At 34.7% G+C, this 20,448-nt stretch carries 19 protein-coding genes; 5 read left to right on the top strand and 14 right to left on the bottom strand.

The genetic code is table 11. The features are described from left to right. Nucleotides 1-25: 25 nt before the first annotated feature. On the top strand, nucleotides 26-382 hold the full coding sequence (locus tag SLH52_RS07120) for a YugN family protein (RefSeq protein WP_320208579.1): 357 nt from the start codon (nucleotides 26-28) through the stop codon (nucleotides 380-382). A 57-nt stretch (nucleotides 383-439) separates the two neighbouring features. On the opposite strand, the gene SLH52_RS07115 is transcribed toward SLH52_RS07120, so the two are convergent. After that, complete coding sequence (locus SLH52_RS07115) at nucleotides 440-793, bottom strand: Asp23/Gls24 family envelope stress response protein (RefSeq protein WP_320208578.1); 354 nt, start codon at nucleotides 791-793, stop codon at nucleotides 440-442. 267 nt (nucleotides 794-1,060) lie between these two features. Here SLH52_RS07115 and ytvI point away from each other — a divergent pair, with 267 nt between their 5' ends. Next, on the top strand, nucleotides 1,061-2,119 hold the full coding sequence (gene ytvI, locus SLH52_RS07110; RefSeq protein WP_320208577.1) for a sporulation integral membrane protein YtvI: 1,059 nt from the start codon (nucleotides 1,061-1,063) through the stop codon (nucleotides 2,117-2,119). Nucleotides 2,120-2,356: 237 nt separating this feature from the next. Here the strand turns inward: ytvI and SLH52_RS07105 are convergent, their stop codons facing one another. From SLH52_RS07105 to cyoE, 7 genes are all read right to left on the bottom strand, one after another. After that, the gene (locus tag SLH52_RS07105) at nucleotides 2,357-2,824 is read right to left on the bottom strand and encodes a DUF420 domain-containing protein (RefSeq protein WP_320208576.1); all 468 of its coding nucleotides are present in this window, start codon (nucleotides 2,822-2,824) and stop codon (nucleotides 2,357-2,359) included. A gap of 160 nt (nucleotides 2,825-2,984) precedes the next feature. Then, nucleotides 2,985-3,887 carry a cytochrome c oxidase assembly factor CtaG gene (ctaG, locus tag SLH52_RS07100; RefSeq protein ID WP_320208575.1) on the bottom strand — a complete coding sequence of 301 codons (903 nt, stop codon included), beginning with the start codon at nucleotides 3,885-3,887 and terminating at the stop codon, nucleotides 2,985-2,987. Nucleotides 3,888-3,968: 81 nt separating this feature from the next. Further along, nucleotides 3,969-4,301 carry a cytochrome c oxidase subunit IVB gene (ctaF, locus tag SLH52_RS07095; RefSeq protein WP_320208574.1) on the bottom strand — a complete coding sequence of 111 codons (333 nt, stop codon included), beginning with the start codon at nucleotides 4,299-4,301 and terminating at the stop codon, nucleotides 3,969-3,971. A gap of 4 nt (nucleotides 4,302-4,305) precedes the next feature. Next, entirely contained in the window at nucleotides 4,306-4,926 is a 621-nt protein-coding gene (locus tag SLH52_RS07090; RefSeq protein WP_320208573.1) for a cytochrome (ubi)quinol oxidase subunit III, read from the bottom strand. Beyond that, entirely contained in the window at nucleotides 4,926-6,794 is a 1,869-nt protein-coding gene (gene ctaD / locus SLH52_RS07085; protein ID WP_214483208.1) for a cytochrome c oxidase subunit I, read from the bottom strand. The genes SLH52_RS07090 and ctaD overlap by 1 nt, the downstream gene beginning before the upstream one ends. A 44-nt stretch (nucleotides 6,795-6,838) precedes the next feature. Further along, a complete protein-coding gene (gene coxB / locus SLH52_RS07080) occupies nucleotides 6,839-7,909 on the bottom strand; it encodes a cytochrome c oxidase subunit II (RefSeq protein ID WP_320208572.1) in 1,071 nt (356 codons plus the stop codon). Between the two features lie 129 nt (nucleotides 7,910-8,038). Beyond that, nucleotides 8,039-8,938: a heme o synthase gene (gene cyoE, locus SLH52_RS07075; protein ID WP_320208792.1), complete on the bottom strand. Its 900-nt coding sequence runs from the start codon at nucleotides 8,936-8,938 to the stop codon at nucleotides 8,039-8,041. Nucleotides 8,939-9,593: 655 nt separating this feature from the next. Between cyoE and SLH52_RS07070 the strand changes: the two genes are divergently transcribed. Continuing rightward, nucleotides 9,594-10,520 carry a heme A synthase gene (locus tag SLH52_RS07070; protein WP_320208571.1) on the top strand — a complete coding sequence of 309 codons (927 nt, stop codon included), beginning with the start codon at nucleotides 9,594-9,596 and terminating at the stop codon, nucleotides 10,518-10,520. A gap of 126 nt (nucleotides 10,521-10,646) precedes the next feature. Here the strand turns inward: SLH52_RS07070 and pyc are convergent, their stop codons facing one another. The 4 genes from pyc to glsA all read right to left on the bottom strand — a co-directional run bounded on the left by pyc (nucleotide 10,647) and on the right by glsA (nucleotide 16,875). After that, nucleotides 10,647-14,093 carry a pyruvate carboxylase gene (pyc, locus tag SLH52_RS07065; protein WP_320208570.1) on the bottom strand — a complete coding sequence of 1,149 codons (3,447 nt, stop codon included), beginning with the start codon at nucleotides 14,091-14,093 and terminating at the stop codon, nucleotides 10,647-10,649. 85 nt (nucleotides 14,094-14,178) lie between these two features. Next, nucleotides 14,179-15,405, bottom strand: coding sequence for an FtsW/RodA/SpoVE family cell cycle protein (locus tag SLH52_RS07060; protein ID WP_320208569.1), 1,227 nt, complete (start codon nucleotides 15,403-15,405; stop codon nucleotides 14,179-14,181). Nucleotides 15,406-15,567: 162 nt separating this feature from the next. Beyond that, entirely contained in the window at nucleotides 15,568-15,849 is a 282-nt protein-coding gene (locus SLH52_RS07055) for a YlaN family protein (protein ID WP_320208568.1), read from the bottom strand. A 96-nt stretch (nucleotides 15,850-15,945) separates the two neighbouring features. Beyond that, the gene (gene glsA / locus SLH52_RS07050; RefSeq protein ID WP_320208567.1) at nucleotides 15,946-16,875 is read right to left on the bottom strand and encodes a glutaminase A; all 930 of its coding nucleotides are present in this window, start codon (nucleotides 16,873-16,875) and stop codon (nucleotides 15,946-15,948) included. A 151-nt stretch (nucleotides 16,876-17,026) separates the two neighbouring features. On the opposite strand from glsA, the gene SLH52_RS07045 reads away from it, so the two are divergent. Then, the gene (locus SLH52_RS07045; RefSeq protein WP_413785502.1) at nucleotides 17,027-17,506 is read left to right on the top strand and encodes a peptidyl-prolyl cis-trans isomerase; all 480 of its coding nucleotides are present in this window, start codon (nucleotides 17,027-17,029) and stop codon (nucleotides 17,504-17,506) included. Between the two features lie 193 nt (nucleotides 17,507-17,699). Here SLH52_RS07045 and SLH52_RS07040 read toward each other — a convergent pair whose 3' ends face one another. After that, nucleotides 17,700-19,028: a PhoH family protein gene (locus tag SLH52_RS07040; RefSeq protein ID WP_320208565.1), complete on the bottom strand. Its 1,329-nt coding sequence runs from the start codon at nucleotides 19,026-19,028 to the stop codon at nucleotides 17,700-17,702. Between the two features lie 227 nt (nucleotides 19,029-19,255). Here SLH52_RS07040 and SLH52_RS07035 point away from each other — a divergent pair, with 227 nt between their 5' ends. Further along, nucleotides 19,256-19,855, top strand: coding sequence for a YhcN/YlaJ family sporulation lipoprotein (locus SLH52_RS07035; RefSeq protein ID WP_320208564.1), 600 nt, complete (start codon nucleotides 19,256-19,258; stop codon nucleotides 19,853-19,855). A 130-nt stretch (nucleotides 19,856-19,985) separates the two neighbouring features. Here the strand turns inward: SLH52_RS07035 and SLH52_RS07030 are convergent, their stop codons facing one another. Next, nucleotides 19,986-20,438 carry a pyridoxamine 5'-phosphate oxidase family protein gene (locus tag SLH52_RS07030; RefSeq protein WP_320208563.1) on the bottom strand — a complete coding sequence of 151 codons (453 nt, stop codon included), beginning with the start codon at nucleotides 20,436-20,438 and terminating at the stop codon, nucleotides 19,986-19,988. Between the last annotated feature and the right edge of the window lie 10 nt (nucleotides 20,439-20,448).

The following is a 20,448-nucleotide window of genomic DNA, read 5'->3' as shown; positions in this document are numbered from 1 at the left end:
CAAAGATAATGGAGGGAAATACATAATGAAACTTGAAGCAGTTGGAATTCAAGAAAAATCAGTGGAGTTATCACGGTTAAATGATGTTATGAAGGAAAACGGACTTGTTTTAGCAGGTCAATGGGATTATGAACGAGTTACATATGACCGTAAATTTGAGTTTAAAAATGAAGTATATTATTTAAGAGTACAAGGCTATGCAGTCGAGGGTGACGTTGGTAGTCGTCATGCAATGATACAACTGTTAACACCACTACTTGGAAAGCATTATTATCCTCATGGTGTTGAATACGGTGAAGGTGAAAAATTTCCAAAATCCTTAATTGAACAGTGTGATAACTTATTAAATAATGTTATGAAGGAAATTGATGCTCTTCAATAAACCCACTACCAAATTAGCTGTCAAAAGAATTTAGCAAGTTAAAAACGCATGAATTTTTCATGCGTTTTTAACTTGAATTTCATCAACCATCACGTTAATAGCTGTTGGTCTAATTCCTGTCAATGCTTCAATCTCAGTAACCACTAATGCTTGTAACTTTTTACATACTTCAGATATATTTACACCATATTTCACACATACATGAATATCAATGATAATGTCATTTTTTTCATTTTTGATTAAAATTCCCTTTTGTCGTTGTCCATTGTTTAAAAAAAGATATAGTTGTTCTTTTACATCATAAACAGTTCCATCGATTTCTTCAATATCATTGATACAAATCGAGGTAATCACAGCAAACACGTTTTCAGCAATGCTAAGGGAGCCTTTTGACATAAATTGAGTGATCATACATTATTACTCCTTTCAAATTCCCTTTTCTTTTAGTATATGTATATAAAATATGTTGTTGAAGTAATACTTTTCATAATATAATTTTATATGTAAACAAAGTCTGACTATATTTTGATTATCTCTATATAAACAGCTATTCACTTGGTTTTGTAAGCCTATTAAACAGTGCAATCGTATAGAAACTCATTCAGCTTTTTAAAATTACTTAAATATGCAGCAGAGCAAAAACAATTGAAAAGATAACAATAAGAAAGGAGTTATATCTTGTTAAATAAACAGGTTAGACGTAATTTAGTGATTGCCTTGATTCTCATCACAGTATTTATAATCGGATACTTAATATTACCAGTATCTATTCCATTAATAATAGCGCTTGTCACAGCACTAATATTAGAACCGATTATTAAGTTATTACAAAATAAAGCAAACATTTCACGTAATTTATCTGTATTTTTTGTTTTTACTTTATTTTTAGTCTTTATTGGAGTTAGTGGATACTTTGTTACGACAAAGGTTGTAACAGAAGTGATAAAAATTGTGGAAAATGCTCCAACTTATATAAATGAAATTAGTCGTGCTTGGGAAAAGTTTGAAAAGAATTTATACAACACTGCACAGGATTTACCGCAGGAGTTTGTAGACGTAGTAACTATTGAAGTTGAATCATTTTTTTCTAATCTCAAGGATGATGTAACTTCATCATTAACTATTGATAATGTTAAAAATATTTTTACCAATATTCCGAACTTTTTAGTTAGTCTTATCGTATACTTAATTGCACTTTTTCTTTTTCTATTAGATCTCCCACGTTTACGGGGTAGAGTAAATGCACATTTAACCGAGAAAACAGCAGATAAAGTTAATTTTATGACATCTAGGCTATCCTATGTTATTTTTGGTTTTTTTAAAGCTCAGTTTCTTGTAAGCATTATTATATTTTTAGTATCACTTGTAGGATTATTATTTATTACTCCTAATATTGCATTAATGATGGCCCTAATTATTTGGGCGATAGATTTCATTCCAATTATTGGATCAATCGTTATTTTAGGACCATGGGCGCTATTCCATTTGTTTGCTGGGGACGTTGTATTAGGAACTAAATTAGCTATTTTAGCAATTTCACTTCTAATTATTCGTCGTACTGTTGAACCTAAAGTAATGGGTAGCCATATTGGCTTATCACCACTATCAACACTCATTGCAATGTATTTAGGCTTAAAGCTATTAGGGATTTTAGGGTTCATTTTAGGACCGCTACTCTTAATAGCTTTTAATTCAGCACGAGAAGCAGGCATAATTAAGCTAAATTTTAAACTATAGGTTGTAAATTAAGGTTTAACGAGATGAAAAATGGAGCATCGTCATATAGACGGGTGCTCCATTTTTTTTTTACGATCATTGTTACGTAATTTGCTTGTGATTTCTCAATCATCCCAACTAGGATTTGATGAGGGATCTTCCCTACCATAAACCATTATCTAAAACACTTCTAGCCATTTTAAACTAAGTAATAATCATGACAACAAAATACTTAAAGACTTTCAGCTGTAGGCCATCCTAATAACCTAGAATTGCTCTTATGACTGAGGTGGTATCTCCACCTGGATATAACACGTAAAGAAGGACATACACTGCTACACCTGTAATAGCTGTAAAAAACCATATAATACTTGTAACTGGTCCGATCTTCTTATGCTTTGCAATACGATTATTAAATCCTAAGTATAATGTAATTAAACCAAAAACACCGCCAGTAGTAGCAAGAATAATATGGAATATTAAAAACAATGTATAGTAAATTTTAATATCCTCTGGCCCACCAAAACTCGTGTTACCTATAAATATTGTTCTAGATAAGTAAATAATGAAGAAAGTTAATGCAAATATAGCAGCCCATATCATAACTTTTTTATGCGCTTCAATCTTACGTTGTTTTATGAGATACCAACCAATTGCTACAAAAATCGCACTTAGAACAATAAAGCTTGTACTAATCGTAGGTAGAATTTTTATTGTTTGTTCCATATGTCTCCCTCTCTATGTATTAATTTTTATGTAAATACATAACTATTTTAGTAAAAATGTTTTACATAATCAATGGATATACTAGTCGAATATTAAAAAATAACGGGTCTAATCTACATACAGAATGAATGGTGTAGAATAAGACCCACTTAGTATTCCCCTATTTTATCGTTTGAGGTGTCATATATTTTTCAAGCTCTTTTTCCTCTTGCTCACGGTCTTTTTTAGCCCATTGGAAGAATATATGAGCTAAAATCGCTCCGTAGACAATTTCTTGGATAATTTTCATTAATACCCCACCTAGCTGCTGATCTTCTAGTAATGGAAGAGTATTAAACAACTCAGGTCCAGTTAGCTGTATGGAAGATAACATATCAGCGGGAACACATAATTTTAATGCGTTTACCCAAGCGGTTGGGTCGCTATAAGTTGTATATAGCGGTTCCTGAGCAAATATGATAAGTGCACAGGCAGGTGTTAACAATATCCCATCAGCAAAAATGTAACCGATCTTTTTAATTCCCGATAAGGATTGATTTTCTTCAAGTGTATTCATTAATGGCCACCACATCAACATTGCAGCAATGAATATCCCAATTGTAACAGCGGCATGTAATAAGCTATTTGTCTTCACTATATCAAAAATAACTGGTATATGATAAAAGGAAAAAGCACCGTTAAACAAAATAAGCGCAATAAGCGGTTTCGAGAATAACGAAAAGACCGGCTTGACATATCGGACATTTAATAACCATCTGTAAAACCAATTCGGGAATGCCAAAATTAGTAATGGTGGAATAATTAAATATAATGTTGCCATTTGAACCATATGAACACTTAACATTAGATGTCCTAATAGATCTACTGGTGAACCTTTTATAACATACAATAAAACCATTGCTGTTACAAAATAACTTATTTGCTTTTTAGAAGCTGGGCTACTTGCCGAAAATTTCTTTCGCAACGGACCCATTAATAAAAAATAACATGTAACTAGTATAAAAATCCAAATGAAGAAGTAGGGGCTCCACAATGCTCGAAATCCAAATACCGATAAATCCATATATTCTTCACCTCTTATTGTTCGCAAGTTTTTCTAGATTTTAAGGCAATAAGAAAATCGGCAAAATGCCGATTTTCTTATTTACCACCAAACAATTGTCATGAAAGCTAAAACAGTAATTAATCCAACTAATAACCCAGAGTAAAGAAATAAAGCAGGTGCTTCATGACCTTTATGATTCATGTGCATAAAATAATACAATTGAAAAATAACTTGTATTACTGCTAGTAATATAATGAACGGAACTGTAAACCAACGTGAAAACTCATAGCCAACAGCTATAAAAGCAGCAATCGTTAACAATATCATTAATACAAATGATATGACATGATGCTTCATCTCTTCAGCACTTTTTTTCCTCCGATAAGCTATATCGACTCTCGGGTTACTGGAATTTGAATGATTTGTCGTCATAAATTTATCCCACCACTCCCATTAAGTATACTACAGTAAAAATAAACACCCATACTACATCAATAAAGTGCCAATAAAGGCTCGCAACATAAAATTTAGGTGCATTATACAAGTCTAAACCACGTTTGGCATTACGAATCATTAACGTTAATATCCATACTAAACCAAAAACAACGTGAGCTCCATGCGTCCCAACTAGAAAATAGAAAGCAGAACCAAATGCACTACTCGTAAACGTATGACCTTCATGCACATATTCCATAAACTCATAAATTTCTAAGCCAAGGAACGCTGCACCAAGGAACAATGTAATCCCTAGCCAAAGTTGCATCTTTTTGAAATCAAAATTCTTCATGTGGTACATAGCGTACACACTCGTTAAACTACTTGTCAATAGCAGCATCGTAGCGACAAAAGCAATTGGTAATTGAAATAATTCTTCTGACGTAGGTCCACCATTCGTACTATTTTTTAAAGCTAAATAAGTAGCGAACAATGTAGAGAATGTAACTGTTTCAGCTCCTAAGAAAAACCAAAATCCTAAAAATTTATTTTTTCCTTCGAGGGTAGCTTTTTCCGGTGAAGCAGGAAATGTTTCAGCTGTTAATTTTTCTTCAACATGCATTATGCCTTTACCCCCTTATTATCATCTTCAACTAATTCTTCTTTATGAATGTGGAATCCATGATCGTCAATTACAGAGCGTAGGAACATCGCACCAAATGTAATTAAACCACCTAAAATTCCAACGAATAATCCCCAACTATAATCATTGATAAATAAGATGCCGATACCTGAAATAAATAATCCTAATGACATAACGAATGGTAAAATAGATGAATTAGGCATATGAATATCACCTAGTGGTTCAGCTGGTGTCATTTCTTTCTTACCTTCCATCTTTTCAATCCAAAATGCATCTAATCCACGTACTAATGGCGTTTGTTTAAAGTTATAGAACGGTGGAGGTGAAGCTATAGCCCACTCTAAAGTTCGCCCAGTACCCCAAGGGTCATTGCCAACTTTTTCATTTTTGATACTCGTAATAATGACATTCACTAACAATATGACAGTTGCTACTGCCATGAATATAGCACCTATACTACTGATTAGATTTCCGGTTTCAAATCCTTTGCCTTCTGCGAATGTGTAAACTCGGCGAGGCATTCCCATTAACCCTAAGAAATGTTGAATAAAGAAAGTCAAGTGGAACCCAATTAAAAATAGCCAAAAAGTGATTTTTCCTAGTGTCTCATTTAACATTGTACCAAACATTTTTGGCCACCAATAATGTGCCCCTCCAAATAATGCAAGAACTACACCACCGACAATAACGTAATGGAAATGTGCAACGACGAAATAACTATCATGATATTGATAATCGGCCGCAGCACCAGCAAGCATAATACCTGTTACTCCACCCATTACAAATGATGGTATAAATGCTACTGCATAAAGCATCGGAGTGGTGAAGCGAATACTTCCTCCCCACATCGTAAATAACCAGTTAAAGATTTTAATACCTGTTGGTACAGCAATTGCCATCGTAGCTACAGAGAATATTGCATTGGCAATTGGCCCTAAACCAACTGTAAACATATGGTGAGCCCAAACCATAAAGCCTAAAAAGCCAATTAATACTGTTGCAAAAACCATTGATGAATAACCAAATAGTCTTTTCTTCGAAAACGTTGCAAAAATCTCTGAAAAAATACCGAATGCCGGCAATACGAGAATATAAACTTCTGGGTGTCCAAAAATCCAGAATAAATGCTCCCAAATAATTGTATTACCACCCATAGCTGGATCGAAGAAATTTGCACCGAACAAACGATCAAATATCATTAAGAAGAATCCAACTGTTAATGGTGGAAACGCAAACAAAATAAGTGCTGAAGTGACAAATGTTGACCATGTAAACAACGGCATACGCATATATGTCATTCCAGGAGCACGCATAGTAATAATCGTTACAAGAAAGTTAATACCACCAATTAACGTACCAAATCCAGAAATTTGTAATCCGATGGTATAAAAATCAATTCCATGTGTGGAGGATTCTAATGCTAGTGAAGCATATGAAGTCCAACCCGCATCAGGTGCGCCACCTAAAAACCAACTAAGGTTTAAAAAGATTCCACCAAAGAAAAACAGCCAAAATCCTAGTGCATTTAAAAATGGAAATGCTACGTCACGAGCACCAATTTGGATTGGCATTACTGCGTTCATCATCGCAAAAACGAGCGGCATCGCAGCTAAGAATATCATAGTTGTTCCGTGCATCGTCAATATTTGGTTGTATAGTTCACCAACAAAAAATCCTTGATCCGGGGCCCATAACTGTATGCGGATAAATAGTGCTTCTAGTCCGCCGACAACAAAGAAAAATCCTCCGGCAATTAAGTATAGGATCGCTATCTTTTTATGGTCAACCGTCGTTAAATAATCCCATACTGTAGCACCAAACCCCTTTTTTTGAGTTAACGTACTCACAAATGTTACCTCCCTTTAATATATAAAGATCAATCCCCTAGTATTTACTCTACTTTCAGTCCCATTAAATATTCGACTAAAGCATCAATATCATTAGGTTGTAAATCCCCATATGTACCAGACATTTTATTTCCTGGTTTGAATTGTTCTGGATCCTCTAACCAAGCTCTTAAATTTTCTTCATTATGATCTATGACACCTGCAATTGTTTCACGTTCACCGAACGTAGCCAAGTTAGGTGCGATACGAGCTCCAAAAGGTCTTGTATCTTCTGGTGAAACTGCATGACATGCAAGACAGCTGTTATTAAATATTTCCTCACCTTGGACTGCTAAATCAGTTGAAGCCACAGGTGTAGTAGCATTTTGCATTTTACTTACCCAATTATCGAAATCATCCCTTGATAACGGCTTCACTTTGAAGTCCATTTTCGCATGGGACGGTCCGCATAATTCAGCACATTCACCCCAGAAAACGCCGCCAGCTTCTTCTGTTTTTGCAGAATCAAACTCTAAGAAAAATTGGTTTGTGTTATCCGTGTTTGTATCCATTTTCCCCCCAACAGCAGGTACCCAAAATGAATGTTTAACATCTGAAGCGATTAAATTAAAATATACCCGCTCATCTGTTGGAACGATTAAATCTTGACTTGTGATAATGCCATAATCTGGATACTCAAATTCCCACCAATATAAATTAGCAGTTACATTAACTACTACAGCACTTTCATCGCGTGTTTCCTCTAGCATTGGAGTCACGTCAGCTAGTTCAAATGTCGCTTTAACAACTGGGACAGCTAAAATTAACAATAAAATAATCGGGATAACAGTCCAGATTACTTCTAGTTTATGACTTCCTTCTACTTGCTTAGGAATTTTGTTTTCTTCCCCTTTACGTTCTTTGAAACGCAATAAGACAAAAATGAAAATAACTGTGACAACAACAATAACTAGGACCATTATTACTGCTGACAAAATCATTAGGTCATACTGCATTTCTGCTACTTCTCCCGCTGGCTGTAGTGTGGATAAAAATGGTTTTCCACAGCCTGATAAAAATAACGCTATGACTGATATTAAAGAAATCAAGCGCCAATTAGGTAGCCACTTTTTCATAGCTTCTTCATACCCCTCTTTCATTTATTGTTTCTAAAAGATAATAAAATAAATTCCTTCTAACAGATATATGTTATTAGAGAAAGAACTTCTACAATTAAGAAGACAACTATATATGAACTTTAAAAGTTATATAATTGTCACGACAACCATTGCTACAAACAGAATGGTCAAATAGTTAAGTGAGTATACAAACATTAAGCGTGCCCATTTCACATCATCTTGCATTTTAAAACCTGCTAACCCTAAAACCAACCATCCTATATTGAGAACAGTAGCTAAAATTAAAAACGGGATTCCTAATGCAAATAAATAAAATGGTAATGGCAATAGACATGCAACCCAAACAACCATTTGTCGCTTGGTGATTGCAAATCCATGAACAACAGGGAGCATTGGAATTCCTGCGGCTCTATACTCTTCCACACGTTTCATTGCAAGCGCCAGAAAATGTGGCGGTTGCCATACAAACATGATAATAAATAAAATCCAAGCAACACTATGTAAATTAGCATCTATTGCAGCCCAGCCGATTAATGGCGGTACTGCTCCAGAAATACTTCCAATTACTGTATTTAAAGTATAAAGTCTTTTTGACCACATCGTATATAAAATAACGTATGAGATAATACCGATTAACCCAATAACAGCAGCAGTTATTGTTGTAAACGCTAATATCCCTGTGCCAATTACTGTCAACAACAGACCTAAAGCTAACACTTGTGATGGTTGAACTTTACCCGTCACAGTAGGTCTTTGTTTCGTTCTATCCATTAAATGATCTATATCTCGGTCAATATAATTATTTAGACTACAAGAACCTGCAATAATTAGTGCTGATCCAATTAAAGTTAAAAGAACAACATCTATATTTTCGAAAAAACCTACACCTGAAAAATACATGGCGAGCCATAATCCGGTAAATGTCGTAATTAAATTAGAATTAACAATCCCTATTTTAATTAGAGCAAGAAAGTCCTTCCAAACGCTTGTCTCGTGTAAATGATGTTGAGTGCTTTGCTCCAACATATTTGTTTCGTCCAGCGTCCTCGTATTAGACATTCAAATTCCCCCCTTCGGTTAATTTCTAATAGTATTACTTTTCACTTCAGTATAATAATATGATGCTCAATTCTAGTAAAATCAAAGCATTTTAACTGTTATGTAGTATTACTTAGAACAGATTTAAATACGTAGTGTGAATTTATTAACTGTTTATGCTCAACTTTGAGTCAGCCAAATAGTATCACTGTATATTAAATCACATTTCGAGATGGTTTTGTGAATTTTTTTTGAATAAATTTTGTTTTTTTTTTGTCCATTATAATTCAAGCCAAAAAAATTAGTAATTCGTTCACAAATTTGTGTTATTTTATCCATATTATTTACATAAAAGCTATTATAAACACTATGTGTGTAGGGTTTAACAAACTTTATATGTCCCTATTTCATTAACAATTACCTTTCCTCTGATACAACAAGATCAAACACTCTTTTCATGAAAGGATATGAGCAAAAACTTTTTTAATATATAATTTGACTATTTTCATTATTATACATCCCACATGTCAGAAATATTACTATGCATTTTTCCTTTGCTATTTATACGTATTTTCGCTATCATAAAGTTTGGTTATTTGCTTAAGTGACTGTTATTTCATTTCTTACATATGAAGGTGATATAGTGAACAAAAGATTAAAATTATTTGCGGTCTTAACGACCATCGGTATGCTCTTTATATTAATAGGAGGTGCCCTTGTAACAAAAACAGATTCAGGTATGGGGTGCGGAAAATCATGGCCTTTATGTGAAGGCGAAGTAATCCCTAGTAATATTTCACCTGAAAAAGTCATCGAATTAAGTCATCGTGTCGTCTCAGGCACAGTAGGAATAATGGTTCTAATCCTCTCTATTTGGTCATGGAGAACGATTGGGCATATAAGAGAAACGAAGCCTTTAGCTATTATTTCATTTGTATTCTTATTAATGCAAGCTTTAATTGGTGCAGCTGCTGTCATGTGGGGACAATCATCATTTGTATTAGCCTTACACTTCGGTATATCATTAATTTCTTTTGCTTCGGTTCTATTGTTAACATTGCTCATCTTTGAAGTTGATAAAAAGTTTGATGCTGAAAAAATAGTCATCGCATCTAAAATGAAATGGCATATATATGCAGTAACGATTTATAGTTATTTAGTAGTATATTCTGGAGCATTAGTCCGACATAAAAGCGCAAGCCTAGTCTGTAAAGATTGGCCATTGTGCAATAATAATAATGCCTGGGGGTTGCCTACGACGAGCCATGAATGGATACAAATGGGCCACAGGTTTGCAGCAGGAATAATCTTCATTTGGATTATCTTTATTACAATGAGGGCATTAAAACATCATAAACACCAACGAGTTATTACATGGGGATGGGTTATCGCTTGCACACTCGTAATATTACAAGTTATCACTGGTGCCATCATCATATTTAGTAAATTAAATTTGATAGTTGCATTATTACATGCATTATTTATCTCATGTTTATTCGGTGTATTAAGTTATTTAGTTTTATTAGCATCTAGAAGTACCAGGAATGAGAAGCTACAAGTAAAAGATTAAATATTTATTAGAGTTTAAAAAAGGTCTGACTAAACACCTACATTTCTGCATATAAGACTAGGAGAAGTCTTATATGCACTATGATAGCGTAAAGTCAGACCCTTTTGTTTTATTAATGTTACATAGCTATTGTGATAGTTCAATTAATAAATCTTCTGTTTGAATTGCTTCACCAGATGATACATGTATAGCCGTTACTGTACCAGCAAACGGTGCTTGTACAGTTGTTTCCATCTTCATAGCTTCAGTGATCAATAAATGGTCACCTTTATTGACTTTCTCCCCTTTTTCAACTAACACTTTTAAAACAGTACCAGGCATAGAGGCTCCGAGGTGATTCGGATTGTTTTTATCCATTTTTGATTTAGTAGCAACCGTAGATTTTACATTTTCATCTTTGATAATTACCTCACGTGGTTGACCATTTAACTCGAAATAAACGATACGAGTTCCGTCAGCTTGTGGCTGTCCGATGGAAACTAATTTGACAATTAAAGTTTTACCTTGTTCTATCTCTACCTCAATTTCTTCGCCAAGGCGCATACCGTATAAAAATGTTGGAGTATCTAGTTTTGAGACATTGCCAAACTGTTCTCCTGTTTTAATGTAATCCATAAACACTTTTGGATATAATGCATATGCGATGGCGTCAAAATCAGTTACTTGCCTATTTAATGTATGGAATAGCTGTTCTTTTATCGCAAAAAAATCAACTGACTCAATATGTTCACCCGGTCTATCAGTTATTGGTTCACGTCCTTTTAGAATTAAGCGTTGTAATTCTTTCGGAAATCCACCATAAGGCTGACCTAATGACCCAGAAAACAACTCAACTACAGAATCAGGGAAATCTAACGTTTCTCCTCGTTCATATACATCTTCTTCAGATAAGTTATTTTGCACCATATACAGCGCCATATCACCAACAACTTTAGAAGATGGGGTAACTTTAACAATATCACCAAACATATCATTTACTCTTCGATACATACGTTTGACTTCTTCCCATCTTTCTCCAAGTCCCACAGCTTTAGCTTGTTGTTGTAAATTACTATATTGACCACCTGGCATTTCATGAACATATACTTCTGAATGTGGAGCTTTCATCCCACTTTCAAAATCTTGGTAATAATTTCGGACACCTTCCCAATATTGAGACAACTGTTCTAAACCATTGATGTCTGCTGTTGGCATTCTGTCAGATCCTTCTAATGCATAATATAGCGTACTTGCACTAGGTTGACTCGTTAATCCTGCCATTGAGCCCATAGCTACATCTACAATGTCAACCCCAGCATCTATTGCTTTTGAATACATCAAAATTCCATTACCACTCGTATCATGCGTATGTAAATGGATAGGAATATCAATTGTTTCTTTCAGGGATGAAATTAGTTCATAGGCTGCCTGAGGTTTTAACAATCCTGCCATATCTTTAATGCCTAATATATGTGCACCTGATTGCTCTAACTCTTTAGCAAGGTTTTTATAATATGTTAAATCATACTTTGTACGAGTTGGATCAGTAATATCACCTGTATAGCAAATTGCTGCTTCGGCGATCTTGCCGTTTTGACGAACTGAGTCAATCGCAAGCCTCATTCCTTCTACCCAGTTTAGACTATCAAATATTCTAAAAACATCAATTCCTGCATGAGATGACTTCTCTACGAATTCACGTATTACATTATCTGGATAATTTTTGTAACCAACTGCATTTGATGCTCGGAGTAGCATCTGAAATAGTACATTCGGTACTTTTTCTCTTAATGTTAATAAACGTTCCCACGGATCTTCTTTCAAGAACCGATACGCCACATCAAATGTCGCTCCTCCCCACATCTCCATTGAAAATAAATCAGGAATTAAGCGAGCCGTTGGTTCAGCAACTTGCTTTAAATCATTTGTACGGAATCTTGTTGCTAATAAAGATTGATGAGCATCACGGAAAGTGGTATCTGTGAGTAACACTTGCTTTTGCTCTTGAATCCAATGAACAAGTCCGTCAGCACCAAAATCATTAAGAATTTGCTTTGTACCTGATGGCATTGGTTCTGAGTTCTTTAATTTAGGAATTAGAGGTTTATCAAATACTGGCTTCTTTCTTTTTTCTACTCCTGGGAAACCATTGACAGTCACCGTGCCAATATATGAAAGCATTTTAGTTCCTCTATCTTTTCGCTTCGGAAATACAAATAATTCTGGTGACGTATCTATAAATGAAGTGTCATATTCACCTGTCAGGAATTTTTGGTGTTTAACTACGTTTTCTAAAAATGGTATATTTGTTTTTATACCACGTATTCGAAATTCTCTTAAATTTCGAACCATTTTTGCAGCAGCTTGTTCAAAAGTTAAAGCCCACGTTGATAGCTTGACTAAGAGTGAATCGTAATGGGGTGTAATAACCGCCCCTTGAAATCCATTACCCGCATCTAGGCGCACTCCAAATCCTCCGCCAGATCGATATGCCATAATCTTACCTGTATCTGGCATGAAGTTATTTAATGGATCTTCCGTTGTAACACGAGATTGGATTGCAAAGCCATGAGTAATAATTTGCTCTTGACTAGGAATCCCTACTTTATCACTATGAAGCCCTTGTCCCCCAGCTATAAGAATTTGCGATTGGACAATATCAATACCTGTTATCATCTCAGTTATTGTATGTTCAACCTGCACTCTAGGATTGACTTCAATAAAATAGAACTCTCCTCCCGACACTAGAAATTCAACTGTACCAGCATTTATATAATCAACATTCTTCATTAGTTTTACAGCGGCCTGACAAATATCATCTCTTAGCTTTTCTGACAAACTAATACTAGGTGCAATTTCTACAACCTTTTGATGGCGACGCTGTACAGAACAATCCCGTTCGAACAAATGAACAATATTACCCTCATGATCCCCTAGTATTTGTACTTCAATATGCTTTGGAAGTTCTATCAGTTTTTCTACGTATACTTCATCATTACCAAAAGCAGCCTTCGCTTCAGATTTCGCACGGTCGTAAGATTCTTTGACTCCTGCTTCACTGCGAACAATTCTCATCCCACGTCCACCACCACCTAAAGAAGCCTTAATGATAATTGGATAACCATGGGTTTCACCAAATAACTCCACATCTTCAACACTATTAACTGGACCATCACTACCTGGGATAACAGGAATATCAGCTAAAACAGCTTGCTCTCTTGCTTTTACCTTGTCTCCAAACATATCTAAGTGCTTCGATTGAGGCCCGACAAATATAATCCCTTCTTCCTCACATCGCCTAGCAAAATTAATATTCTCAGACAAAAATCCATATCCAGGGTGAATTGCGTCAATATTGTTAGTTTTTGCAATTTCAATAATGTTTTCTATATCCAGATATGCGTCAATTGGTTTTTTTCCTTCACCTACAAGATAAGCTTCATCTGCTTTATATCGATGAAATGATCCAGTATCTTCCTTTGAATAAATGGCTACAGTACGAATGTTTAGTTCTGTACAAGCTCTAAATACACGGATCGCAATTTCTCCACGATTTGCTACTAGTAGTTTCTTGATGCGACGATTTGTTTTCATTGTTTTCCCCCTTGACTGTGTAAGTATAATAAGTTATGAAAAAATAGTGCAACAGTGTTAGCACATATTGTGACATACGATGGACTTAATATGAAATTGGTTTTCGGAAAGTTTGTTGGTGCTTAATTGGTTGCTCATTCATTTCTTTTGATTTTTCCAATTGACGATTAACAAACATCGATATATTAACTAGAATTCCCATTGAAATCATTAATAATAAAAATGATGACCCACCGTAACTAATAAAAGGTAGTGGAACACCTGTAATCGGAATTAAGCCAGTTACCCCGCCTAAGTTAATGAAGGTTTGAATACCTATCATTGACGAAATGCCAATAGCAAGTAAACTGCCAAACGGATCGTTGCTTTTTCGAGCAATAAGAAATCCCTTTAGGATAATAAACAATAATAAAAATAACACAAAGGTAACTCCAAACATTCCTAACTCTTCTGCGATAATAGCCATAATAAAGTCTGTATGAGATTCAGGTAAATAACCAAACTTCTGAATACTTTCTCCAAGGCCTAAACCATTTAAACCTCCGGACCCTATAGCTATGTACGAATTAACTAGCTGGTAGCCACCACCAACTATATCCTCATTTGCAAACGGATCTAAATAACCATAAAGTCGCCCCAGCCTTTTTTCTGTGAAAATCTGATTCGAGAAAATAACGAATATAGGTGTAATTAAAATTAAGCCCGCTAGAGCTAACATACCTAGTTTAATTAAATTTTTTATCCCCATACCAGATGACATAATTATTGTGGTCGCAATCATAGCAATTATAGTAGCTGTCCCAATATCAGGCTGAAGAACAACCAAAATACAAATAAATCCCACAAAAATTATGGGTGGCAACACTGCCCTATCAAATTGATTTATGTATGATTGCTTTTTTGAATATGCTGCAGCTAGATATATAATGACAGCCATCTTAGCAAACTCTGATGGTTGTAATCGAATAATACCTAGCTTTATCCAACTTTGGGCATTACCAGCTGTGTGACCCAAAAAGAATACAAATATTAACAAGGCAATAATACCTAACACAATACCTTGAAGAATCTTTTTTGATGCATAGGCTTTATATGGAAAGATCATGGTGGATAGAAATGCTATTAAGCCAATTATTAGCCATTTCTTTTGTTGCTGAAAAAAAAAGTCACTTTGCCCACCGGTATATTCATCATACCTTGTTACCGATATAACAGTACTGGAACTATATATCATCAATAATCCAAAGACACTCAATAGCAACACAGCAACTACAATTGAATAATCATATGATTTGAACATTTTTTTTATCATATATCCTCTTCCTAACTACATATTAATACAAAATCTTTTATAATTATTATTCTCCATTAAACTACGAAAAACCTTTGACGTTTTGTTAAAAACTGAATATTCTAAGATATGTAGTGTTTACAAAAAAACTCAAACCATCATTATAGTTTGAGTTAATGCATATTATTTTTTCGTCGATGCTTCGTGTAGGGAAGAAAGCTCCTTCTCTAATTGATCCAGCAACTCTTTACCCTGTTGTTCTTCTATAAGCCTTAATCTTACTGCAAAATCTATTTCTCTAGATAACCCAAACATTTGCGTATCTAGTACTTCTTCATATAATGGACACTGCGGCATCGTTAAGTTATCCATTTGAACTTTTATTAACTTCAATATTTTTGCAGCATCAGCTTTTAAGAGACTGTATGCTTTTTCACGTTCATTTGTTGCAATTTCAGCCGTCAAAATTAATCCCTCCGTTCACGAGCGACTACCCCAATCCTATCTATAAATATTACCGTGAAAAAAGGAAAAAAGCAAGAAAAAAGCGATTATTCAATACTAAAATATACTTAACTTGAATGTTGAGGAAAGTATTTCTAGCATCTTTAGTCCAGCAATGCTATTACCTTTATCATCTAAAGATGGTCCATAGATACCAATTCCAAATTTATTCGGTAATACTGCAAGAATTCCTCCAGAAACCCCACTCTTCGCAGGTAAGCCTATTTTGATTGCAAACTCTCCAGATGCATTATACATTCCACAAGTAACCATAAAAGTTTTACATATTCTCGCTATGCGTGCAGGAATGATTCTCTCTCCGGTGCATGGATTGGTGCCATCAAACGCAAAAACTAATGCTATTTTCGCTAATTCAGTACAATTAATATTTATTGCACATTGTTTAGTGTATACATCCAATAACTGTTCAATATCTCCATTAATGATCCCATGTTCTTTCATATAGTAACCTAAAGACCGATTAAGATATGCTGTATGAAACTCTGAATCTGCAACCTCAGATGAAAAGGAGATATGATCATCACCTGTAAGCTTACGGACAAATGATATAAAATTATTAATTTGTTCACTTGCTGTGCTACCACTAATCATGTTAGTTACGGCTAAAGCACCTGCATTAATCATTGGATTTAAAGGCTTGGAAGGAACTGTTGTTTCTAGCTTAGCAATTGAATGAAAGGGATCACCAGTTGGCTCCATCCCCACTTTAGAAAAAACATAGTTTTCTCCATGCTCCATTAAGGCTAAAGCTAAACTAATAACCTTTGATATACTTTGCAATGTAAACCTTTTATTCACATCTCCAGCAGAATTGCACGTACCATCAGGATAATATAGAGCTATAGCTAAATCTTCTTTATTAGCTTTAGCTAACGCAGGTATGTATGCTGCAACATTTCCATACTGTATACATTCTCTAGCTGCATTAACAGTTCGCTCTAATTCACTAGCGGATTTACAAGCCATACTATCTCTCCTTAGTTTCTCACTGTTAGTGTATCTTTATCTTGTCCAGGTCTGAACGATTCATGATGTACTGATGACAATTATTTAAAAACACGCTATACTTTTGCTAATGAAATAAGTAGAAAGGTTGATTCTAGTGACATCAATTGTAATGATAGAAGGCAATGTAGCATTTAACATCACACTTGATCCCGCAGTATGGATATTTGATGACAGACGAATAGATTTAAAATCATTCTTTACTTCAAATAAAGAGGCAGATAAGTCAGAAAGTAATGTAACAAATGTCTCAAAACAATGGGAACGTGAAATCCGCGAAGGGGCAATTTCACCACCTACATTACAAACGGAAAAAAAATTTGACAAGGAAAAAGTTTTAACTGGTTCATTCGGTATTTTACTAAAACATTTTTTAGAAAATGCTGAGCCGCTACAAAATGCTACATCATTGAATATAGTTACTCACACAGAAACAATTACAATCTCACTCTCACAAGCTGAAGATGCTATTTTAGCTTTTTCCAACAACGGAGAGCCTTTAAAAGATAATGGACCAATACATATATATTTTGCTGATGGGTCTAACGAGGAAAAGCCGATCACACATATAAGAAAGTTTATTGTTAAATAAAACTGTTTCCGACATTTATTGAGAAGCACAAGGTCTTACATTGGGTCCGTAGCATTCTTGCTGTTGTGTAACGATGATAATCATATATATCATCAACAAGCTAGCATGAAAAAATGCACGTAGAGCAAAAGAAAAAGTGGCTAAATGATTGCTATAAACAATTGGAGCACCATCTTAAATAGATGGTGCTCCTTCATAATATATCAGCTGCTAATTGCGCTATTTTTGAACGTTCTCCTTTTATAAGTTTCACATGCCCTGCAATTCTTTCATTTTTAAACTTTTCTACGACATAAGTTAAGCCATTATTGTATTCATCCAAATAAGGATGATCTATTTGCTCAGGATCGCCCATAAGTACAATCTTACTTCCTTCTCCTACTCTTGTTAAAATTGTTTTAATTTCATGCTTCGTTAAATTTTGAGCTTCATCAATAATGATGAACTGTTCTGGTATACTTCTTCCACGTATATAAGTTAGTGCTTCCACTTCAATTGATCCTAACCCTGCAAGAATCGCATCTAATTCACCAGGTTTCTTTGTATTAAATAAGTATTCTAAATTATCATATATGGGCTGCATCCACGGTCGCAGTTTCTCTTGTTTTTCCCCAGGTAGAAAACCAATATCTTTGCCAACAGGTACAATTGGTCTTGCAACTAATAATTTTTTATATATACATAAATCCTCTGTTTGTAAAAGTCCCGCTGCTAACGTAAGTAACGTCTTACCTGTCCCCGCTTTTCCAATTAATGTAACGAGTGATATATCTTCTCTTAGCAATAATTCTAAAGCCATCATCTGCTGAACATTACGAGGCTTAATCCCCCAGACATGTTCTTGTAAAAATACCATTTTGCTAATTTTTTGCTCTTTCTCATTAATCATCCCAACTGCAGATGCTGATCCACCAGATGAGTCCTTCATAATAATAAATTGGTTTGGGTAGAATTGATTACTACTATATTCAGCTAATGTTAGATCACCTTTATTATAAAACTGTTGAAAATCCTCGGTGCTTGCAAATAAATCAGTAAAGCCTGAGTAAATATGACCGATATCAACTACTCTATCACTTAAAAAGTCTTCCGCATTTAACCCCAACACATCCGCTTTTACTCTAACTAAAGCATCTTTACTAACTAGGATGACTAACCTGCCATTTTCTTTGTTTTGTTCCTCAATTGATAAATTTTTGGCAACTGCCAATATGCGATTATCATTTGTTTTTTCGACAAAAATATCTTGTAGTTGCTGAAAAGAACGGTGATTCAATTCAATTCTAAGAACACCACCATTCTCTAATAAAATCTTTTCATGTAGTTTCCCACTTAATCGAAAGCTATCCACTAACTTAGATACTTGTCTTGCATTTCTCCCAACTTCATCCATATAGCGTTTTTTTGAATCAACTTCTTCTAAAACAACTGCTGGGATGACAACTTCATTATTTCCAAATGAAAAAATTGAATGTGGGTCTTGAAGTAAAACATTTGTATCTAACACGTAGATCTTATCCAACCCTCCGCCTCCCTGTATGGATATAATTCAGTTCTATCAGATACATCAGAACCTCTTATCGTATGTGTTCAAAGAGTACCTTCAATATCGTGTTAAACTATTAGACGGCTTGATAAAATATATGTCTGGACGTATAAAGATAGAAGGTTAAATAAACAATAAAATCAAATTGTTTATCACAAAGAATATATAAGCTATTCAAATTCAAAATCTAAGGAGTGATAACGATGACAAACAAACTACTCATAACTATTGTTATCGCATTATTCACATTAATAGGCTGTACCATAAATCAACAAACAAATGATAATCAGAATTCACCTGAAATGATAAATGTTAAAAATACAACAAACGAAACGAAGGAAATAAAAAATGGGCAGGAAGCGGCTAAACATTTAGTGGATTTAGCTAGTAGCATACCTAATGTTAATGATGCAACAGCTGTTGTATTAGGTGAATTCGCTGTTGTAGGAATCGATGTCAATTCACAATTAGATAGGTCCAAAGTTAGTACGATTAAGTACTCAGTCGCTGAAAGCTTAAAAAAAGACCCTTACGGTGCAAATGCCATTGTAATTGCAGATCCAGATACGAACGTTAGGTTAAAACAAATGGCAGCAGATATAAGGAATGGTCACCCTATTAAAGGAATTATGGATGAACTAGCTGCAATCGTTAATAGAGTCATGCCTGAAGTTCCCAACGACCTTATCGAAACAAACAGAAAAATAGATCCAACAAAAAAACCAAATAGAGAACTTAACGACAAAGACAAACAGGAGCTGGAAAAGGAACAAATTGAGGAATCTGAAGAGCAACAAAACTAATCATATTATGTAAAAAGGCAGGGGGCGGTCGAGTGTTCCCTGTCCCCTGTCTACAATGCTTACCTACCGTCCACTCTACTGTTGAGTTAGCTAAATCGTGTCCAACTCAAAAGGCCATATATAATTAATCCTACTTTTTCAAAGCATCCATTACTTGTTTATCTAGTTTTGCAGCTGCTTTTTCATCATAGGTTTTTTCATACTTAGGTTCCTTTGTAATTTTTGAACCATAAAACATAACATCTCGAACTTCAGAAATTTGAATCTCTACTCGTGCAAGCTTTAGTGGTATACCTTCTATTTTATTTTCCTTTACAGAAGCATGCCCTGAAATAGCATACGTTGATTCATTGGCAATGACATTCATAACAACGAGTGAATTTTGGCTCATATTTTCCAACATTCTTGACCTATTATCTACCGCAAAATAAATGCGTTTTTCATCTGGGGCAAAAACCCATGAAATAGCGCTTACAATAGGACCTCCACTTTCATGATCTACTGTGGCGATAGTCACGAAACGTTCCTTCTGTAATGCCATAAACAAAGGCTCAATTAGCTTTAGTTCAACTTGATTTGCCATAAAACACCTC

The sequence above is a fragment of the Cytobacillus sp. IB215665 genome (genome assembly GCF_033963835.1).
Taxonomy (GTDB): Bacteria; Bacillota; Bacilli; order Bacillales; family SM2101; genus Nanhaiella.
Note: the sequence above shows the minus strand (reverse complement) of the source record. Positions and strands in the feature narration are given on the sequence as shown.